This window comes from Corynebacterium sp. MSK204, from assembly GCF_030229885.1.
Classification (GTDB): domain Bacteria; phylum Actinomycetota; class Actinomycetes; order Mycobacteriales; family Mycobacteriaceae; genus Corynebacterium.
In genome coordinates this window covers 1-15,067 of sequence record NZ_JASPGQ010000023.1, presented here as the reverse complement: position 1 = coordinate 15,067, position 15,067 = coordinate 1, and the positions used below count along the sequence as shown (strand labels likewise).

12 protein-coding genes and 1 tRNA gene are annotated in these 15,067 nt (G+C 59.5%); 9 read left to right on the top strand and 4 right to left on the bottom strand.

What is annotated here, in order from left to right:
• Nucleotides 1–168 precede the first annotated feature (168 nt).
• On the bottom strand, nucleotides 169–594 hold the full coding sequence (locus tag QP908_RS11175) for a hypothetical protein (protein ID WP_239275864.1): 426 nt from the start codon (nucleotides 592–594) through the stop codon (nucleotides 169–171).
• Between the two features lie 610 nt (nucleotides 595–1,204).
• On the opposite strand from QP908_RS11175, the gene QP908_RS11170 reads away from it, so the two are divergent.
• Nucleotides 1,205–1,822: a TetR/AcrR family transcriptional regulator gene (locus QP908_RS11170; RefSeq protein ID WP_005282075.1), complete on the top strand. Its 618-nt coding sequence runs from the start codon at nucleotides 1,205–1,207 to the stop codon at nucleotides 1,820–1,822.
• Nucleotides 1,823–5,464 (top strand): transcription-repair coupling factor, encoded by a 3,642-nt coding sequence (mfd, locus tag QP908_RS11165; protein WP_284772294.1) that lies wholly within the window; start codon nucleotides 1,823–1,825, stop codon nucleotides 5,462–5,464. It abuts the gene before it with no gap.
• Nucleotides 5,465–5,505: 41 nt separating this feature from the next.
• On the opposite strand, the gene nadC is transcribed toward mfd, so the two are convergent.
• From nadC to QP908_RS11150, 3 genes are all read right to left on the bottom strand, one after another.
• Nucleotides 5,506–6,441, bottom strand: coding sequence for a carboxylating nicotinate-nucleotide diphosphorylase (nadC, locus tag QP908_RS11160; protein ID WP_284772293.1), 936 nt, complete (start codon nucleotides 6,439–6,441; stop codon nucleotides 5,506–5,508).
• The gene (gene nadA / locus QP908_RS11155) at nucleotides 6,442–7,464 is read right to left on the bottom strand and encodes a quinolinate synthase NadA (protein ID WP_370657804.1); all 1,023 of its coding nucleotides are present in this window, start codon (nucleotides 7,462–7,464) and stop codon (nucleotides 6,442–6,444) included.
• A 129-nt stretch (nucleotides 7,465–7,593) separates the two neighbouring features.
• Entirely contained in the window at nucleotides 7,594–9,069 is a 1,476-nt protein-coding gene (locus QP908_RS11150; protein ID WP_239270117.1) for an amino acid permease, read from the bottom strand.
• Nucleotides 9,070–9,138: 69 nt separating this feature from the next.
• On the opposite strand from QP908_RS11150, the gene QP908_RS11145 reads away from it, so the two are divergent.
• From QP908_RS11145 to QP908_RS11115, 7 genes are all read left to right on the top strand, one after another.
• Nucleotides 9,139–9,729: a MazG nucleotide pyrophosphohydrolase domain-containing protein gene (locus QP908_RS11145; protein WP_239270116.1), complete on the top strand. Its 591-nt coding sequence runs from the start codon at nucleotides 9,139–9,141 to the stop codon at nucleotides 9,727–9,729.
• A gap of 90 nt (nucleotides 9,730–9,819) precedes the next feature.
• A complete protein-coding gene (locus QP908_RS11140) occupies nucleotides 9,820–10,581 on the top strand; it encodes a lytic transglycosylase domain-containing protein (RefSeq protein ID WP_239270115.1) in 762 nt (253 codons plus the stop codon).
• A 92-nt stretch (nucleotides 10,582–10,673) separates the two neighbouring features.
• Nucleotides 10,674–11,951, top strand: a complete 1,278-nt coding sequence (gene eno / locus QP908_RS11135; protein WP_023026132.1) for a phosphopyruvate hydratase — start codon at nucleotides 10,674–10,676, stop codon at nucleotides 11,949–11,951.
• Between the two features lie 178 nt (nucleotides 11,952–12,129).
• The gene (locus QP908_RS11130; RefSeq protein ID WP_239270114.1) at nucleotides 12,130–12,690 is read left to right on the top strand and encodes a septum formation initiator family protein; all 561 of its coding nucleotides are present in this window, start codon (nucleotides 12,130–12,132) and stop codon (nucleotides 12,688–12,690) included.
• Nucleotides 12,691–12,698: 8 nt separating this feature from the next.
• Nucleotides 12,699–13,247 (top strand): DUF501 domain-containing protein, encoded by a 549-nt coding sequence (locus QP908_RS11125; RefSeq protein ID WP_023026136.1) that lies wholly within the window; start codon nucleotides 12,699–12,701, stop codon nucleotides 13,245–13,247.
• Nucleotides 13,248–13,256: 9 nt separating this feature from the next.
• Nucleotides 13,257–14,222 carry a Ppx/GppA phosphatase family protein gene (locus QP908_RS11120; RefSeq protein WP_005280018.1) on the top strand — a complete coding sequence of 322 codons (966 nt, stop codon included), beginning with the start codon at nucleotides 13,257–13,259 and terminating at the stop codon, nucleotides 14,220–14,222.
• 40 nt (nucleotides 14,223–14,262) lie between these two features.
• A tRNA-Leu gene (locus tag QP908_RS11115) sits at nucleotides 14,263–14,336 on the top strand.
• Nucleotides 14,337–15,067: the final 731 nt, after the last annotated feature.

Genomic DNA, 15,067 nt, shown 5'->3' with positions numbered 1-15,067 from the left:
CTCACAATGAACATCCTCTCCTACGGACACAAGATCCGCACTAATCGGGTGTCCACTAAACGAGGGTAACCTCAGAGGGGACTAGCTCGGTGAATTTGAGAAAAGAGAAATGCTCTAGGTGTTTGGAATACACCCAGAGCATTGGTGGAATTGTGGAGATCGTTTGAGTTAGGCGAGTTTAGCGGAGATTTCGATGATCTTTTCAATGACCTTCAGTGCGTCTTGAATTTTGCTGAAGTCAATGTTCTTGATGAACTTTTCGGCCTTTTCGTTGAAGTCATCAGTTTTGCTGGAGAGCTCGTCGAGCTTGGCGTGGAAGTTTTCCTTGTGCTCTTCGTGCTTGTCGCCGAGATCCTGCTTGTTATCTTGGTGCTTGCTGGAGAGCTCGTCCAGCTTGTCGTGGATGTTCTCCTTGTTGAGCTTGGAGGAGCCGTTGTCATCCTGCTCTGGGGCGGTCTCGGTGGTGGTTTCTACCGCTGCGGTGGTCTCGGCTGCAGTGGTTTCGGGAGTGGTGTCTTCAGCGAGTGCCGGTGCCACTGCGGTGGTGGTGGCGATGGCCAGGGTGGTAAGTCCGACGGATGCTTTGCGCAGCATGATTCCTCCTTGATGGAATTTTGTTTTCAAAAGGTGGGTGTTTACACCGGAAACATACTAATGCTTATTTATAAAATATTCAGCTTTTGTGTCGGAACACACAGGAATGAGTCAGGTGTGTTTTACTTTTCCTCTAAAACTTAGGGAGGTCAATCTCTGCGTATCTTGAGGATCTACAGGGGGATAAATACGTGGAGGGATGGCATCGATGAGCCTGCGCAGGGCCTCTTTCCGCGGGTTGATCTATTGGTCCTAGGGAGAGGGAAGAAGGAGCACTAATTTGCCGCCGATGAATGTGATCGCTAAAGACAGCGAGCCCTGAGATTAGTAGATTTTCGCGTTTGGGCGATTCTCTTGGTGACTGTTTTTCTGAGGCCACTGCAAAGAGAAAACTAAAAAATCCCTCTCGCCGGCGTTTATGCCTTTAGAGAGGGCTGCGAAAATGCTTCCCCACCAGGACTCGAACCTAGAATGGCGGTACCAAAAACCGCAGTGTTGCCGATTACACCATGGGGAACCACAGCGATTGCTGTAGCTATAGCGTACCTGACGCCCCCGGGTAAATAACAAATTACTAGGTAGGGGTGGGGCAAAGGATATGGTAGAAGGCATGGTTCGACAGAGAATGACCGGACGCGAGCGCCGCGAGCAATTGATTTCCATTGGGCGCGCCGCCTTCGCGGAATTGGGGTTTGAAGGCACCAGCGTTGAAGAGATTGCGTCCCGCGCCGGCGTATCGAAGCCGGTGGTCTACGAGCATTTTGGGGGCAAAGAAGGCCTGTATGCGGTGGTCGTGGATCGGGAGATGCTGGCGCTGGAAAAAGTCATTAAGGATTCTTTAGAAGAAGGCAGCTGGCGCGAGCGCATCGAGCAGGCCGTAATGGCGCTGCTGAATTACGTTGAGGAAGAAACCGATGGTTTCATCATCTTGGTGCGCGATTCGAAGCCGGGCGAGGAACGCAGTTTTTCCACGCTGCTGAATGCCGCGGTGGGGCAGGTGGCCTATATCTTGGGCGAAGCTTTTGAGCACCGCGGTATTAATCCGGAGTTAGCCAATATTTATGGGCAGGCCCTCGTTGGCATGGTCTCTACCACAGCGCAGTGGTGGTTGGATGAGCGCAGCCCGGATAAACCGGATAAGGAAGTCGTCGCTACGCATATAGTCAATCTATGCTGGAATGGTTTGTCCGGTATGGAAATTAAGCCCAAGCTAGGAGGCAGGAAGTAAATGGCGACGCCAATGCTGGCAGGTCTGCTTAAGGTCGCGGCCACGGACCCGAAGCTCAAGGGGCTTGTGGCCAATGTGGGCCAGGACCTGCACATTACGGGTATTGATCAGGCGCGCCCTTGGGCTCTTGGCACCTTGGCCCACCACGCGCCGGTGCTGGCGGTCACGGCCACCAGCCGCGAGGCGGAGGATCTCACCGCGGAGCTTACCGCGATGATGGGCGATAAAGTCGCGATGTTCCCGTCGTGGGAGACGCTGCCGCACGAGCGGCTGAGCCCGGGCGTGGATATCATCGGCAAGCGCGCGCAGGTGCTGCACAACATTGATGACCTGCGCATTATTGTCACGGCCGCGCGCGGGCTCTCCCAGCCCATCCTGCAGGACATCGAGGGCCGCGCCCCGGTGCATCTGGAAGAAGACCACGAATATAACTTTGATGATGTGGTGCGCAGCCTGGAATTTAGGGCGTATAAGCACGTGGACATGGTGGCTAAGCGCGGTGAGTTTGCCACCCGCGGTGGCATTATCGATGTCTTTCCCACCACCTTGGATTACCCGGTGCGCGTGGAGTTTTGGGGCGATGAGGTTACCGATATCCGCCAGTTCTCTGTCGCTGACCAGCGCACCATCCCGGAAATCGAGGTCGGCCGCGTGGATATCTTTACCGCCCGCGAGCTGCCGATTACGGATGCGGTGGCGCAGCGCGCGGCCAAACTGGCGTCGACGCATACCGGAAACCCAGCGCTGGTGGAGCTGCTCACCAAGGTCAGCGAGCATATTCCGGCAGAGGGCATGGAGGCGGTGTTGCCCGTGCTTTCCGATGCCCCACTGATCACCCTCTCCGAGTTCCTTCCCGCCGCCACGCACGTGGTGATGGTGGTACCGGAAAAGATCAGGCGCCGCGTGGAGGACCTGGAAAAGACCGACGCGGAATTCCTCGCCGCCGGGTGGGAGGCCGCCGCCATGGGCGCGGATGGCCCCTTGTCCACGGAAGGGCTCGATACTGAAGGTTCGAGCTACCGCTCCTTTGAGTCTTTGGAGGTCTCCATTCGCGAGGCCGGGCAGCCACTGTGGACATTTTCCCCACCGGGTATGCTGGCCGGGCCAGAGGAAGAAACCCTGCCGCTCGAGTTCGAGCCCGGGCCCACCCCGCGCGGAGATATCAAAGAAATCGACGCCATGATGGCCCAGCTGCTCGCGCATACCAACGCCGGCGGGCGCGCGGCGTTTATCGCGCCTGCCCAGGGCGCCATCAAGCGCATGGTGGAGCGCTTTGCCGAGCAGGGCATTCGCACCAAGGTGGCCACCCCCGGTTGGGAACCCAGCGCGGGCGAGGTCACCTTGTATCAGGCGCTCAGCCATGCCGGTTTGGTCTTTCCCAAGGTGCGCAAGCTCAAAGACGCTGAGGCGCTGCCGCTCGTCGTGGTCACGGAAACGGACCTGACCGGCAACCGCGTTGGCGATATTGCAGACGCTAAGCGGCGGCCGGCCAAGCGCCGCAATAAGGTGGATCCGCTGGCGCTCAAGCAGGGCGATTTTGTGGTGCATGAAACGCACGGCATCGGCAAGTTTTTGAAGATGGCCGAGCGCACCATCCAATCCGGCGATGAGACCAGCCGGCGCGAATACATCGTGCTGGAATATGCGCCCTCCAAGCGCGGGCAGCCGGCGGACCAGCTGTGGGTGCCGATGGATTCGCTGGACTTGCTCAGCAAGTACACCGGCGGCGAATCGCCCCACCTATCCAAGATGGGCGGCTCGGATTGGAAGAACACCAAGAAAAAAGCGCGCGCCGCCGTGCGCGAGATCGCTGGCGAATTGGTGGATCTCTATGCCAAGCGCCAGGCCGCTCCGGGCCACCAGTTCGCGCCCGATAACCCCTGGCAGGCGGAGATGGAGGATAATTTCCCCTTCGTCGAAACCGAAGACCAGATGTTGGCCATCGACGCGGTGAAAGAGGACATGGAATCCACAGTGCCGATGGACCGCGTGGTCGTCGGCGATGTGGGCTATGGCAAGACCGAGGTCGCCATTCGCGCCGCCTTCAAGGCGGTCCAAGATGGCACCCAGGTCGCCGTGCTGGTGCCGACCACACTGCTGGCACAGCAGCACTACGATACCTTTAGCGAGCGCATGGCCGGTTTCCCCGTCAAGATAGCGGTGCTCTCGCGCTTTACCTCCAAGAAGGAAGCCACGGAGATCTTTAAGGGGCTTGCCGATGGCTCGATTGACATCGTCGTCGGCACGCACCGCCTGCTGCAAACCGGCGTGCACTGGAAGAACTTGGGCCTTATCGTCGTCGATGAGGAGCAGCGCTTTGGCGTGGAGCACAAGGAACACATCAAGGCGCTCAAAGCCAGCGTCGACGTGCTTACCATGTCCGCGACGCCGATTCCCCGCACGCTGGAGATGTCCATGGCCGGCATCCGCGAAATGTCGACGATCCTCACCCCGCCAGAAGATCGCCACCCGGTGCTGACCTATGTTGGTGCCTACGAGGACAAGCAGGTCGCGGCAGCCATTCGGCGCGAGCTGTTGCGCGATGGCCAGACCTTCTTTATCCACAATAAGGTCTCCGATATTGAAAAGAAGGCGCGCGAACTGCGCGACTTGGTGCCAGAAGCGCGCATCGTCGTCGCCCACGGTCAGATGAATGAGGACGTGCTGGAAAAGACCGTCCAGGGATTCTGGGACCGTGAGTATGACGTTTTGGTCTGTACCACCATCGTGGAAACCGGCCTGGATATCGCCAATGCCAATACACTAATCGTGGAAAATGCCCACCACATGGGCTTGTCGCAGCTGCACCAGTTGCGCGGGCGCGTGGGCCGCTCCCGTGAGCGCGGTTATGCCTACTTCCTGTACCCCAAGGGCGCCACGCTGACCGAGACCTCCTATGACCGCCTGGCCACCATCGCCCAGAACAACGATCTGGGCGCCGGCATGGCCGTGGCCATGAAGGACCTTGAGATGCGCGGTGCCGGCAACGTGCTGGGTGCCCAGCAATCCGGCCACATCGCAGGTGTGGGCTTCGACCTCTACGTGCGCTTGGTCGGCGAGGCCGTCGAGGCCTTCAAGTCCCTGGCCCGCGGCGAGGCACCTGCGGTAACAGACGAAGGCCCGAAGGAAATCCGCATCGATCTCCCCGTGGATGCGCACATCCCAGAGTCTTATATCGACTCCGAGCGCCTGCGCCTTGAGGTCTACCGCAAGCTCGCGGCCTCGCAGGACAACAAGGATCTCACGGCGGCGCGGGAGGAAATGGAAGACCGCTTCGGTACCTTGCCCAAGGAGGTCGAGCGCTTGCTCGCCGTGGCGCGACTGCGCCACCAAGCCCGCCGCGCCGGGGTGGCAGACATTACCGTGCAGGGCACCCGCGTGAAATTCCACCCGGTGGAGCTGCCGGATTCCAAGCAGGTCCGTTTGAAGCGCCTCTACCCGGGGTCGAGCTTCCGCGCTGCGGCCAAGGCCATCAACGTGCCCTTCCCCAAGGCCGGGCGCAATGTCACCTCGCCCAAGCTGCGCGATGAGGAGCTTATCCAGTGGGCAGCGGACTTCTTAAGCGCGCTTTTTGATGTCCAACCCATCAACGTCTCCGGCGAGGAAGCCGGCGCCGGGTCGGTCATCAGCGTAGGCGAGTAGCCGATGGGCGAGAAGCCGAAGGGCGCGTAGCCCCTCGGCGCTTAGGAGAAGTCCAAGCCGATATCCAGCACGCGAACCGAGTGGGTGAGGGCGCCGACGGCGATATAGTCCACGCCCGAGGTGCCGTACTCGCCGGCGTTTTCAAGCTGCAACCCGCCGGAGGCTTCTAGCGCCGTGGTTGGGCTGAGCGCTTGGCGGCGGTGGACGGCGGTGTGGACATTGGCAAGCGCGAAGTTATCCAGCAGCACCATATCCGGGTGCAACGGGAGGACCTCCTCGAGCTGGTCCAAGGTATCGACCTCGACCTCGCAGGGGATATCCGGGGCATGCTCGCGCACGCGGCGCAGGGCCGTGGCCACGCTGCCGCCCACGGCGAGTACGTGATTGTCCTTAATCATGGCGGCATCGCCCAAGCCCATGCGGTGGTTTGCCCCGCCGCCGGCGCGCACGGCGTATTTCTGCAGCGCCCGCAGGCCAGGCAGGGTTTTGCGGGTATCGCGCACCTGGGCCTGCTTAATGCTATCCGGAGTCCCCGTTTCCTCCGCCGTTGTCGCGATGGCATCGACCCAACACCGGGTCTGCGTCGCGATGGCGCTTGCGTGCGAGACCATATTGAGCATGGTGCGCTCAGCTGCCAGCACCAAGAGGGTAGGGGCCTGCACCGTGGCGATGACCTGGCCTGGGGTAACGCTGTCGCCGTCGGTGGAGTGGAGGGTGATGGTGGAGGTCGGGGCATCGGCAAGCGCGGCGCCTGTATCCACGCCCCACTGGCTCAAGCGCTGGGCGGTCGCGTCAAGGACCTGCTCGATAAGGCCCAAGCCTGCGATGGCGCCGGCCTCGCGCGCGGTGAACTCCGCCGTGCAACGATTCTCACCCGGCACCGTGGCAAGCGAGGTGTAATCGGGCCCGTAAGCGAAATCCTCATCCAAGGCCGTGGCAATGAGCGCGGAGCAATCCGGCAGGCGCAGGTTGTCCATTTACTCGCCCCCGCCGGGATTGCCAATGGAAATCATGGCCTCGAGGGACTTGCGCGCCGCATTCGCGATATCTTCTGGCACCGTGACCTCATCGGTTTCTTCCACCAGGCAGCGCTCCAAGGCGTCTGGGGTGATCATCTTCATGTACTTGCACTCGGCGTGGTCATTGACGGCCTGGAAATCGATATCCGGCGCGGCCTGGCGCAGCTGGTGCAGCATGCCGGTCTCGGTAGCAACGAGCACCTTGTTCTGCGGCTGCTTCTGGGACTGGGTGATCATCTGCCCGGTAGAGAGCATGTGCACGCGCTCTTGCGGCACCAAGCCCTCGTTGGCCAGGTACAAAGCGGAATTGGAGCAGCCGCACTCCGGGTGGATGTACAGGTCCGCGTCCGGGTTATCTTGGGTTTGTTGGGCTAGCTGCTGGGCGCTAATGCCGGCGTGCACGTGGCACTCACCGGCCCAAATGCGGATATTTTCCCGGCCGGTCTCGCGCTTGACGTAGGCGCCCAAAAACTGGTCGGGGCAGAAGAGGATTTCTTTATCCGCCGGCAGCGAATTGACCACGTCGACGGCATTGGAGGACGTACAGCAGACATCGGTCAGCGCCTTGACCTCGGCGGTGGTGTTGACGTAGCTGACCACTAGGGCATCGGGGTGCTCGGCCTTCCATGCGCGCAGCTCATCTGCGGTGATGGAATCTGCCAGGGAACACCCGGCGCGCTCATCGGGGATGAGGACCTTCTTATTTGGCGAAAGGATTTTGGCGGATTCCGCCATGAAGTGCACGCCGCAAAAGACGATGATATCTGCATCGGTTTCTGCCGCCTTGCGGGACAGCGCCAGGGAATCGCCGGTGTGGTGGGCAACGTCCTGGATCTCCGGGATCTGGTAATTATGCGCCAGGATCACCGCATTGCGCTGTTCCGCCAACTCTTTAATCCGCTCCGCCCAGGCCTTGTCTACCGCGGGGTCTGAACCAGCAGGAGTGGCAGAGGGCATAACGCTCGCATTGGTTTGAGTCACAAGTGCTCCAAAAGTGATATTCACAAGAATTAGTGGGGTGTAATTACCGTACTAAACTGTCTGTGTCCAAGACCACTTGCGATGGCGGGCGAGCGCGCCGATGTAGCCCTTTTTGGTGGGGCAGGGAGACTAGAGTTCCAGTGATCCTTGGGTGAGGCCGACCGCGGCGATGATAGCGGCAACCAGCACAACGATGACGATTGACCACTCAAATCCATTAAAAAGCTTCTCGCGGCGCGAGAGGCGGGTGAGCACATATGGGATAAGTCCCGGCACGACGGCGAGGGCGCCGAAGAGAATATAAACCGGGTCGGCGGCGTAAATTAGCCACAACGAGTACACGAAGGCCACTAGCGCGATGCCAAAGTGGCGCCGGTTTTCGCGTTTGGGAATATCTGGCCCAGACAGGTCGAATCGCGTTCCGGCGTGTGGGTGGGTAACGCCCTTTCCACGTATCGCTAGCAGTAGCAGATACAGCGAGGAAAAGATATAGGGTAGCAGGTACATGATGGTGGCCAGTTGCACCATCGCGGCATAGGACGCCTCATTGACGTAGAAGACGACGATGAAGATCTGGATTGCGGAGGTGGAAATCAGTTGCGCCACCCACGGGGCGCCGGCCACATTGATGGTGCCGATGCGGCGGGGAATGAGGCCATCGATGGCCATCATGACGATGGGCTCAGCGCACAGCATTTGCCAGGAAACGTAGGCACCGAGGACCGAGAGGCACAGGCCGATGGAAATCAGCGCGCCGCCCCAAGGGCCGACGACCTCCGTAAGCACCGAAGCCATGGAGTTATCCGGCAGCGCGGCCAGCTCCTCTTTGGTCATCACGCCAAAGCTCAAGGTGGATACGGAGACTAAGAGCGCCAGCACGGAGAAGAAGCCAATGACGGTAGCACGGCCGACATCCGTGCGCTTAGCGGCCTGCTTGGAATAGACGGAGGCGCCCTCTACGCCGATAAAGACCCAGACAGTAAAGAGCATGATGCCTTGGACCTGCTCAAAGACGCTGGCATTGGAATTTCGCCCCCAGAAATCCAGGGTGAATTTATCCCAGCTAAAGCCGATGAACGCGACCAAGACGATGAAGGCCAGGATGGGCACGATCTTGGCAATCGTCGTCACCAGGTTCATGAATGCGGCCTGCTGCACCCCGCGGGCCAAAACGGCGAAGATTCCCCACGATAGAAGGGAGACGGCGATGGCGGACGCCCACTGGTGGTCGGCATCGAAAAGCGGCAGGTAATGCCCAATCGTATTGAAAAACAGCGTGGCATAACCCACCTGCGCCATCACCGAGCCCAGCCAGTAGCCCCAGCCTGAGGTAAAGCCGATGAAATCACCCAGGCCAGCGCGCACATAAGAATAGACGCCGGAATCAAGGTGGGGTTTTCGGTACGCCAAAATCTGGAAGACGAAGGCAACGGACAGCATGCCGATACCCGCCACCAACCAACCGATGAGCATGGCACCTGGGCCTGCCACGGAGGAAATATTTTGGGGTAGCGAAAATATGCCCGCGCCGACGGTGGATCCGATAATCAGCGCGACAAGCGTCCACAATGACACCGAGTGGGACTTATTTTGGCTGGAGGTCATTGGCCTAAAGTACCGCGCCTGCCCCGTTAAAGGGAACTTGAGAAAACACACGGGATAGACTTTGTAGCTATGACAGTCCTGTTGCTCGATGAACGCTGGCCCACCATGATCCCCATGCGCGCCTATGGCAAGTTATATGGCCCCGTTCAGTTCACCGGGGAAGTACCGGTATCAGTGCGGTGGAACTTCTCGGATCTCTTAAGTGGCGATGATGCCACCGGCACCTTGGTCACCACCGATGAACACGATCCGGAAACCCAGGCGCGCATTGCCACCGGGGAACAGGTCATTAGGGCCGAGTCGCTTGACGATGCCGTGATGCAAGCGCGCAGCGCTATGGCAACGGCCCGCCGTATCGGCGAATGGGAGCGCGAGCAGACCCATGAATCGCTCCTGCCGTACCTAGAAGAGGAGGCGGGGGAATTTGCAGCAGCCGTGCGCCAGCACGCACCCGAGGAGGAATTGCTCAAAGAGCTTGGGGATGTTTTCCTGCAGGTGCTTTTTCACGCCGAGATTTCTACCTTCTCGCTTGACGATGTCGCCACAAGTTTCGTGCGCAAGATGCGCTCCCGCGCGCCGTATCTCTTTGATGGCACGGCGGAAATAGTGGGCGTAGAAGAACAAAACCGCCTCTGGGCGGAGGGGAAATCGCGGGAGTAAAAGTGGGGTGAAAGTCGCAGGGACTTTTACGCGCGGCGGGCGCGTGTAGTTATCCGGCGGGGTGAATTTCACTTAGTAGGATGGCTACTCATGAACAGGCTGCTGCGAACAATCGGGGGCTGCGGGCTAGCCGTAGTAATCATCATTGCGCTGGTAATGGGGCTAATTGTATCCAATTCCACCGATGATTCTTCGGTCCCAGACGCCACCCCGCCCGTAGGTGGAAAAGAGGTGGCCAATATCGATGTCAACGCGCCGGGCCGCACGGCCGATAAGCTCACCCACTGGGCATCGGATCTGGCAGAAGCTACCGATATCCCGCCGCAGGCGCTGCGCGCCTATGGCAACGCCGAACTTATCGCCCGGCAGCAGCACCCGGGCTGCAATTTGCGGTGGAATACCCTGGCAGGCTTGGGCTTTGTAGAGACTCGGCACGGTACCTATAACGGCAACTGGTTTAAGTCCTCCAAGCTGGATGACAACGGCTACCCGCAGCCGCCGATCGTCGGCATCACCCTGGATGGCTCGAATAACACCGCGCACACCCCGGATACCGATAACGGCGAAATCGACGGGGATACGGAATTTGACCGCGCGGTGGGTCCCTTGCAGTTCATCCCTACCTCGTGGGAGTCCGCCGGCGGCGACGCCAATGGCGATGGCAAGGCCGACCCGAACCAGATTGACGATGCCGCCCTGGGCGCGGCGAACCTCTTGTGCTTTGGTGATAGGGATCTCAATGACCCGGATCAGTGGGAAGAGGCCATCTTAAATTACAACCAGTCCAGGGAATATCTGGACAAGGTAGCCCATGCGGCCAATGCCTACTCGGTCCCGCAACCGGCTCGCTAGCCTCACGCGTGGCGGTTTTCTGGAACAATTGGGCATGTAACTGAACTAACTGGCTCAGCGACGAACATCATCTATAAGGAGTGAGTTACAGCATGGCTGGTATCATCCACGCATTTGGACGCGAAATCTTGGATTCCCGCGGTAACCCGACCGTAGAGGCCGAGGTCTTCTTGGACGACGGCGCCCACGGCGTTGCCGGCGTTCCCTCCGGCGCATCTACCGGTGTGCACGAGGCACACGAGCTGCGCGACGGCGGCGACCGCTACCTAGGCAAGGGCGTGCAGAAGGCCGTAGAGAATATCAACGAGGAAATCGGCGATGAAATCGCTGGCCTCGAGGCTGATGACCAGCGCCTCATTGACCAGGCGCTCATCAAGCTGGACGGCACGGATAACAAGTCCCGCCTTGGCGCCAATGCCATTCTCGGTGTGTCCATCGCTACCGCTAAGGCTGCCGCCGAGTCCGCCGCGCTGCCGCTCTACCGCTACATTGGCGGCCCGAACGCTCACGTTCTTCCCGTTCCCATGATGAACATCCTGAACGGCGGTTCCCACGCTGACTCCGGCGTGGATGTGCAGGAATTCATGATTGCCCCCATCGGTGCGGAGACCTTCACCGAGGCCCTCAGCATCGGTGCTGGCGTGTACCACTCCCTGAAGGCCGTCCTGAAGGACAAGGGCCTGTCCACCGGCTTGGGCGATGAGGGCGGCTTTGCTCCTTCCGTCGATTCCACCCGCGCTGCGCTCGACGTCATCGTTGAGGCCATTAAGAAGGCCGGCTTCGAGCCGGGCAAGGACGTCGCCTTGGCCCTCGACGTCGCTTCCTCCGAGTTCTACGAGGACGGCAAGTACCACTTCGAAGGCGGCGAGCACACCGCCGAGGAGATGTCCAAGGTCTACGAGGAGCTCATCAACGAGTACCCCATCGTGTCCATCGAGGACCCACTGCAGGAAGACGACTGGGAAGGCTACACCACCCTGACCGCCGCTATTGGCGATAAGGTCCAGATCGTCGGCGATGACTTCTTCGTCACCAACCCGGCTCGCCTGCAGGAGGGCATCGATAAGAAGGCGGCCAACGCGCTGCTGGTAAAGGTCAACCAGATTGGTACCTTGACCGAGACCTTCGATGCCGTAGAGCTTGCACACCGCAATGGCTACCGCACCATGATGTCCCACCGCTCCGGCGAGACCGAGGACACCACCATTGCGGACTTGGCCGTCGCCCTCAACTGCGGCCAGATCAAGACCGGTGCCCCGGCCCGCTCCGAGCGCGTGGCTAAGTACAACCAGCTGCTGCGCATTGAGCAGGAGCTTGGCGATGCCGCCGTCTACGCCGGCCGCTCCGCCTTCCCGCGTTTCAACGCTTAAGGCCTAGCGGTCTAGTCTAGAAGCTAGACGCCGCTAGGAATTTAGCCCCCGATGTGCCCCGAAAAGGTGCGGTGGGGGCTTGCTCGTTCTGAGCATCTCGAGCGCCTGAGAAAGTTGATGAAATTCCGCGCGTGCCACGCCTGTGTTACTGGTGTGGCGGCGCTAGGATAGTAACCCTATGGCACGTGAGAAGAAGACGGAGCGCCGCCGGAGCCGCACTAGGGTTCCGGTGGCCTCGCGTGCTGCGGATATCCGCAAATCCCAGCGGGCGCAGGAAAAGAAGAACCGCAAGCCCGATCGCATGAGCATCGTTGGCATGACCGTCATCGTTGTTTTTGTGTTGGTGGTGCTCGTCATCATCGCGGTGCCGCTGCGCAATTACTACCACGGCCGCTCCGAAATCGCTCGGCTGAATGAATCGATTGCGGCGAAGCAGGATGAAAAAGATGCTCTATTAGAAGAGATCGATAAATATAAATCAGAGGACTTTATCAAGCAGGAAGCCCGGCGGCGCTTCGGCGTGGTAGAGCAGGGTGAGACCGCGTACCGCATCCTCGATCCTAATATTCAGCCCGATGACCAGGTCACTACCGATGGTCAGTCGCAGGAAGATTCGCGCCCGTGGTTTGAGGTGTTGTGGGATTCGGTGGCGCAGCCGCCGGAAGAAGAGGCCCCAGCGGGCGAGTCGCAGCACCTGCCAATTGAGCCAGCGCCTGAGGAGAGTGACGATGTGCGATAATTGTTCGCATGACCGTCACTGATGCAGATTTAGCCATCGTTTCCGAGCAATTGGGCCGCACCCCACGCGGCGTGCTGGAGGTATCGTTCCGCACACCGGATGGCCAACCGGCCGTGATTAAAACTTCTCCCAAGTTGCCGGATGGCACCCCGTTTCCCACACTGTATTACCTCACCGATCCCCGCCTGACCGCGGAAGCCTCCCGGTTGGAGGTCGCCCACGTGATGAAGTGGATGGAGTCCCGCCTGGCCGAGGATAAGGAGCTTGCTGCCGACTACCACCAGGCCCATGAGCATTTCTTGGCCAAGCGCAATGAGATTGAGGACTTGGGCACAGATTTTTCTGGCGGCGGCATGCCCGAGCGGGTGAAGTGCCTGCACGTGCTCATCGCCTATGCGCTTGCCGAAGGCCCCCAGCACTTCCGCCTCGGCACCGAGGCCGTGGCAATGGCGGCCGACCACGGTAAGCTACGCGGTACGGCGATTCCGCAGGATTGGCCCACGGTGGAAGAGCTGGGCATTGACTTGGCGGAGTTCGATTTTTCCAACGCTGAATAGGAGTACGACATGACTCGCGTGGCAGCCATTGACTGCGGTACCAATTCCATTCGCCTTTTAATCTCTGAAATCGATGAAGACGGCAAGGTGCGCGATATCACCCGCACCATGGAAATCATTCGTCTGGGCCAAGGCGTGGATGCAACGGGTGAAATCGCGCCCGATGCCTTAGAGCGCGCCCGCGTGGCCTTGGAGGGCTATGTGCGCCAGATGAAGTTCGAGAAGGTTACCCGCGTGCGCATGGTGGCAACCAGTGCCACCCGCGATGCGAAGAACCAGCAGGAATTTTTCGATATGACCGCCGAGCTTTTGGGGCAGATCCAATCCGGCGCAAAGGCGGAGGTTATATCCGGCGAAGAAGAAGCACTCCTGTCCTTCAACGGCGCGGTCGCCGATATGGAGCCGGACCGCGGTCCCTTCTGCGTCATTGACTTGGGTGGCGGGTCCACCGAATTCGTCGTGGGCACCGCAGATGAAGAGATTCTAGGTTCGCACTCTGCGTACATGGGCTGCGTGCGCCTGACAGAGCGCATCATGCGCACCGACCCGCCCACGGAATCAGAAATCGAGATTGCCTCCGAATACGTGGCAGAGCGCATGGGCGAGGTGGAAAAGATCGTCCCCATGTCCAAGGCGCGCACCATTGTGGGCTGTGCGGGCACGTTTACCACGCTATCCGCCCTGGCCCAGGGCCTAGAGCGCTATGACCCCGATGCGATCCACGGCTCGGAGCTACGTTTTGATGCCCTGCGAGTGCTGCTCAAGCAACTCGTCAGCATCCCTTCGGAGGAACGCGCCCTGAATCCCGTCATTCACCCTGGCCGCGCCGATGTCATCGGCGGTGGGGCAGTAGCAGTTGAAGGAATCATGCAGCTCATCGAGCGCACTAGCGATGCACGCAGCTTCTTCATCAGTGAAAAAGACATCCTGGACGGCATCATTGCTGGTCTGGTTAGTGAATCGACCCCTCATTAACTCTTTTTAGGAATAGTGTCCTACACTATTCCTTGCGCCCGCCCCCATAGCCCAATCGGCAGAGGCAGTCGACTTAAAATCGATTCAGTGTGGGTTCGAGTCCCACTGGGGGCACGCTCTGAAGTCTCGAGACATCGTTCCTATGGTGTCTCGAGACTTTTAGTATGGCTGGGCCTAGCGTTTTAACTGGCTGGGAGAGCCCAGCCTGTTCGCATGCCTTTCTCGCACCTAATCTGCGAGTCAAAGACGCGTGCAGCCCAATCCCAGCCGGTCCACAGCTCCTTGTCTGGACCTGCGTCAATAATTTTAGGCTGTACGGTTTTTCCGGTTGTTGCCGTCGATGGCAATTCCGACTGCGATGAATGCAGGGATGAAAAATGCGCTAGCTCCCGCCAGCGTCATGATGATTGCTGTGGCAGTGGAAATGAGTGTAAATCGCAAGGTGTTCCTTAACTCTCGGCCGAAGTATGACTGTCTAGGCACTTGAGGATCAGCTCATGAAGAAGATGCCTCTTCTAAGCTTATATCGAAGCTACGGATAGTAAATCCTCGGTGCACCAGACCGAGCATGATGGGCGGCGAAGGATCGAGAAAAGAGCAGTAGGAATGAGGGGCGGTAGCGCCCTAACAGAGCAGATCACCATGGTGATCTGCCTCGTAGGCAGATGCTCTTTTGCAATCTGTTGGTCCTACGCCGAGGACTTTTCCGGCGGCTCACCCGACATGAGAGTAAGTTCCTAGCAACAAGATTCGGGACACGTCACAGGAGAGTGACGCGGGCTTGTTTTAGGGACCGGTAAGGCGGTACCAGGTACCGGGGTGGCGGTAGCCGCCCGGTAGCCGGT

What these genes read in the sequence shown, in the direction of transcription:
- QP908_RS11175 (WP_239275864.1), bottom strand. Translation starts at nt 594, where the DNA reads ATGCTGCGCAAAGCATCCGTCGGACTTACCACCCTGGCCATCGCCACC.
- QP908_RS11170 (WP_005282075.1), top strand. Translation starts at nt 1,205, where the DNA reads ATGGTTCGACAGAGAATGACCGGACGCGAGCGCCGCGAGCAATTGATT.
- mfd (WP_284772294.1), top strand. Translation starts at nt 1,823, where the DNA reads ATGGCGACGCCAATGCTGGCAGGTCTGCTTAAGGTCGCGGCCACGGAC.
- nadC (WP_284772293.1), bottom strand. Translation starts at nt 6,441, where the DNA reads ATGGACAACCTGCGCCTGCCGGATTGCTCCGCGCTCATTGCCACGGCC.
- QP908_RS11150 (WP_239270117.1), bottom strand. Translation starts at nt 9,069, where the DNA reads ATGACCTCCAGCCAAAATAAGTCCCACTCGGTGTCATTGTGGACGCTT.
- QP908_RS11145 (WP_239270116.1), top strand. Translation starts at nt 9,139, where the DNA reads ATGACAGTCCTGTTGCTCGATGAACGCTGGCCCACCATGATCCCCATG.
- QP908_RS11140 (WP_239270115.1), top strand. Translation starts at nt 9,820, where the DNA reads ATGAACAGGCTGCTGCGAACAATCGGGGGCTGCGGGCTAGCCGTAGTA.
- eno (WP_023026132.1), top strand. Translation starts at nt 10,674, where the DNA reads ATGGCTGGTATCATCCACGCATTTGGACGCGAAATCTTGGATTCCCGC.
- QP908_RS11130 (WP_239270114.1), top strand. Translation starts at nt 12,130, where the DNA reads ATGGCACGTGAGAAGAAGACGGAGCGCCGCCGGAGCCGCACTAGGGTT.
- QP908_RS11125 (WP_023026136.1), top strand. Translation starts at nt 12,699, where the DNA reads ATGACCGTCACTGATGCAGATTTAGCCATCGTTTCCGAGCAATTGGGC.
- QP908_RS11120 (WP_005280018.1), top strand. Translation starts at nt 13,257, where the DNA reads ATGACTCGCGTGGCAGCCATTGACTGCGGTACCAATTCCATTCGCCTT.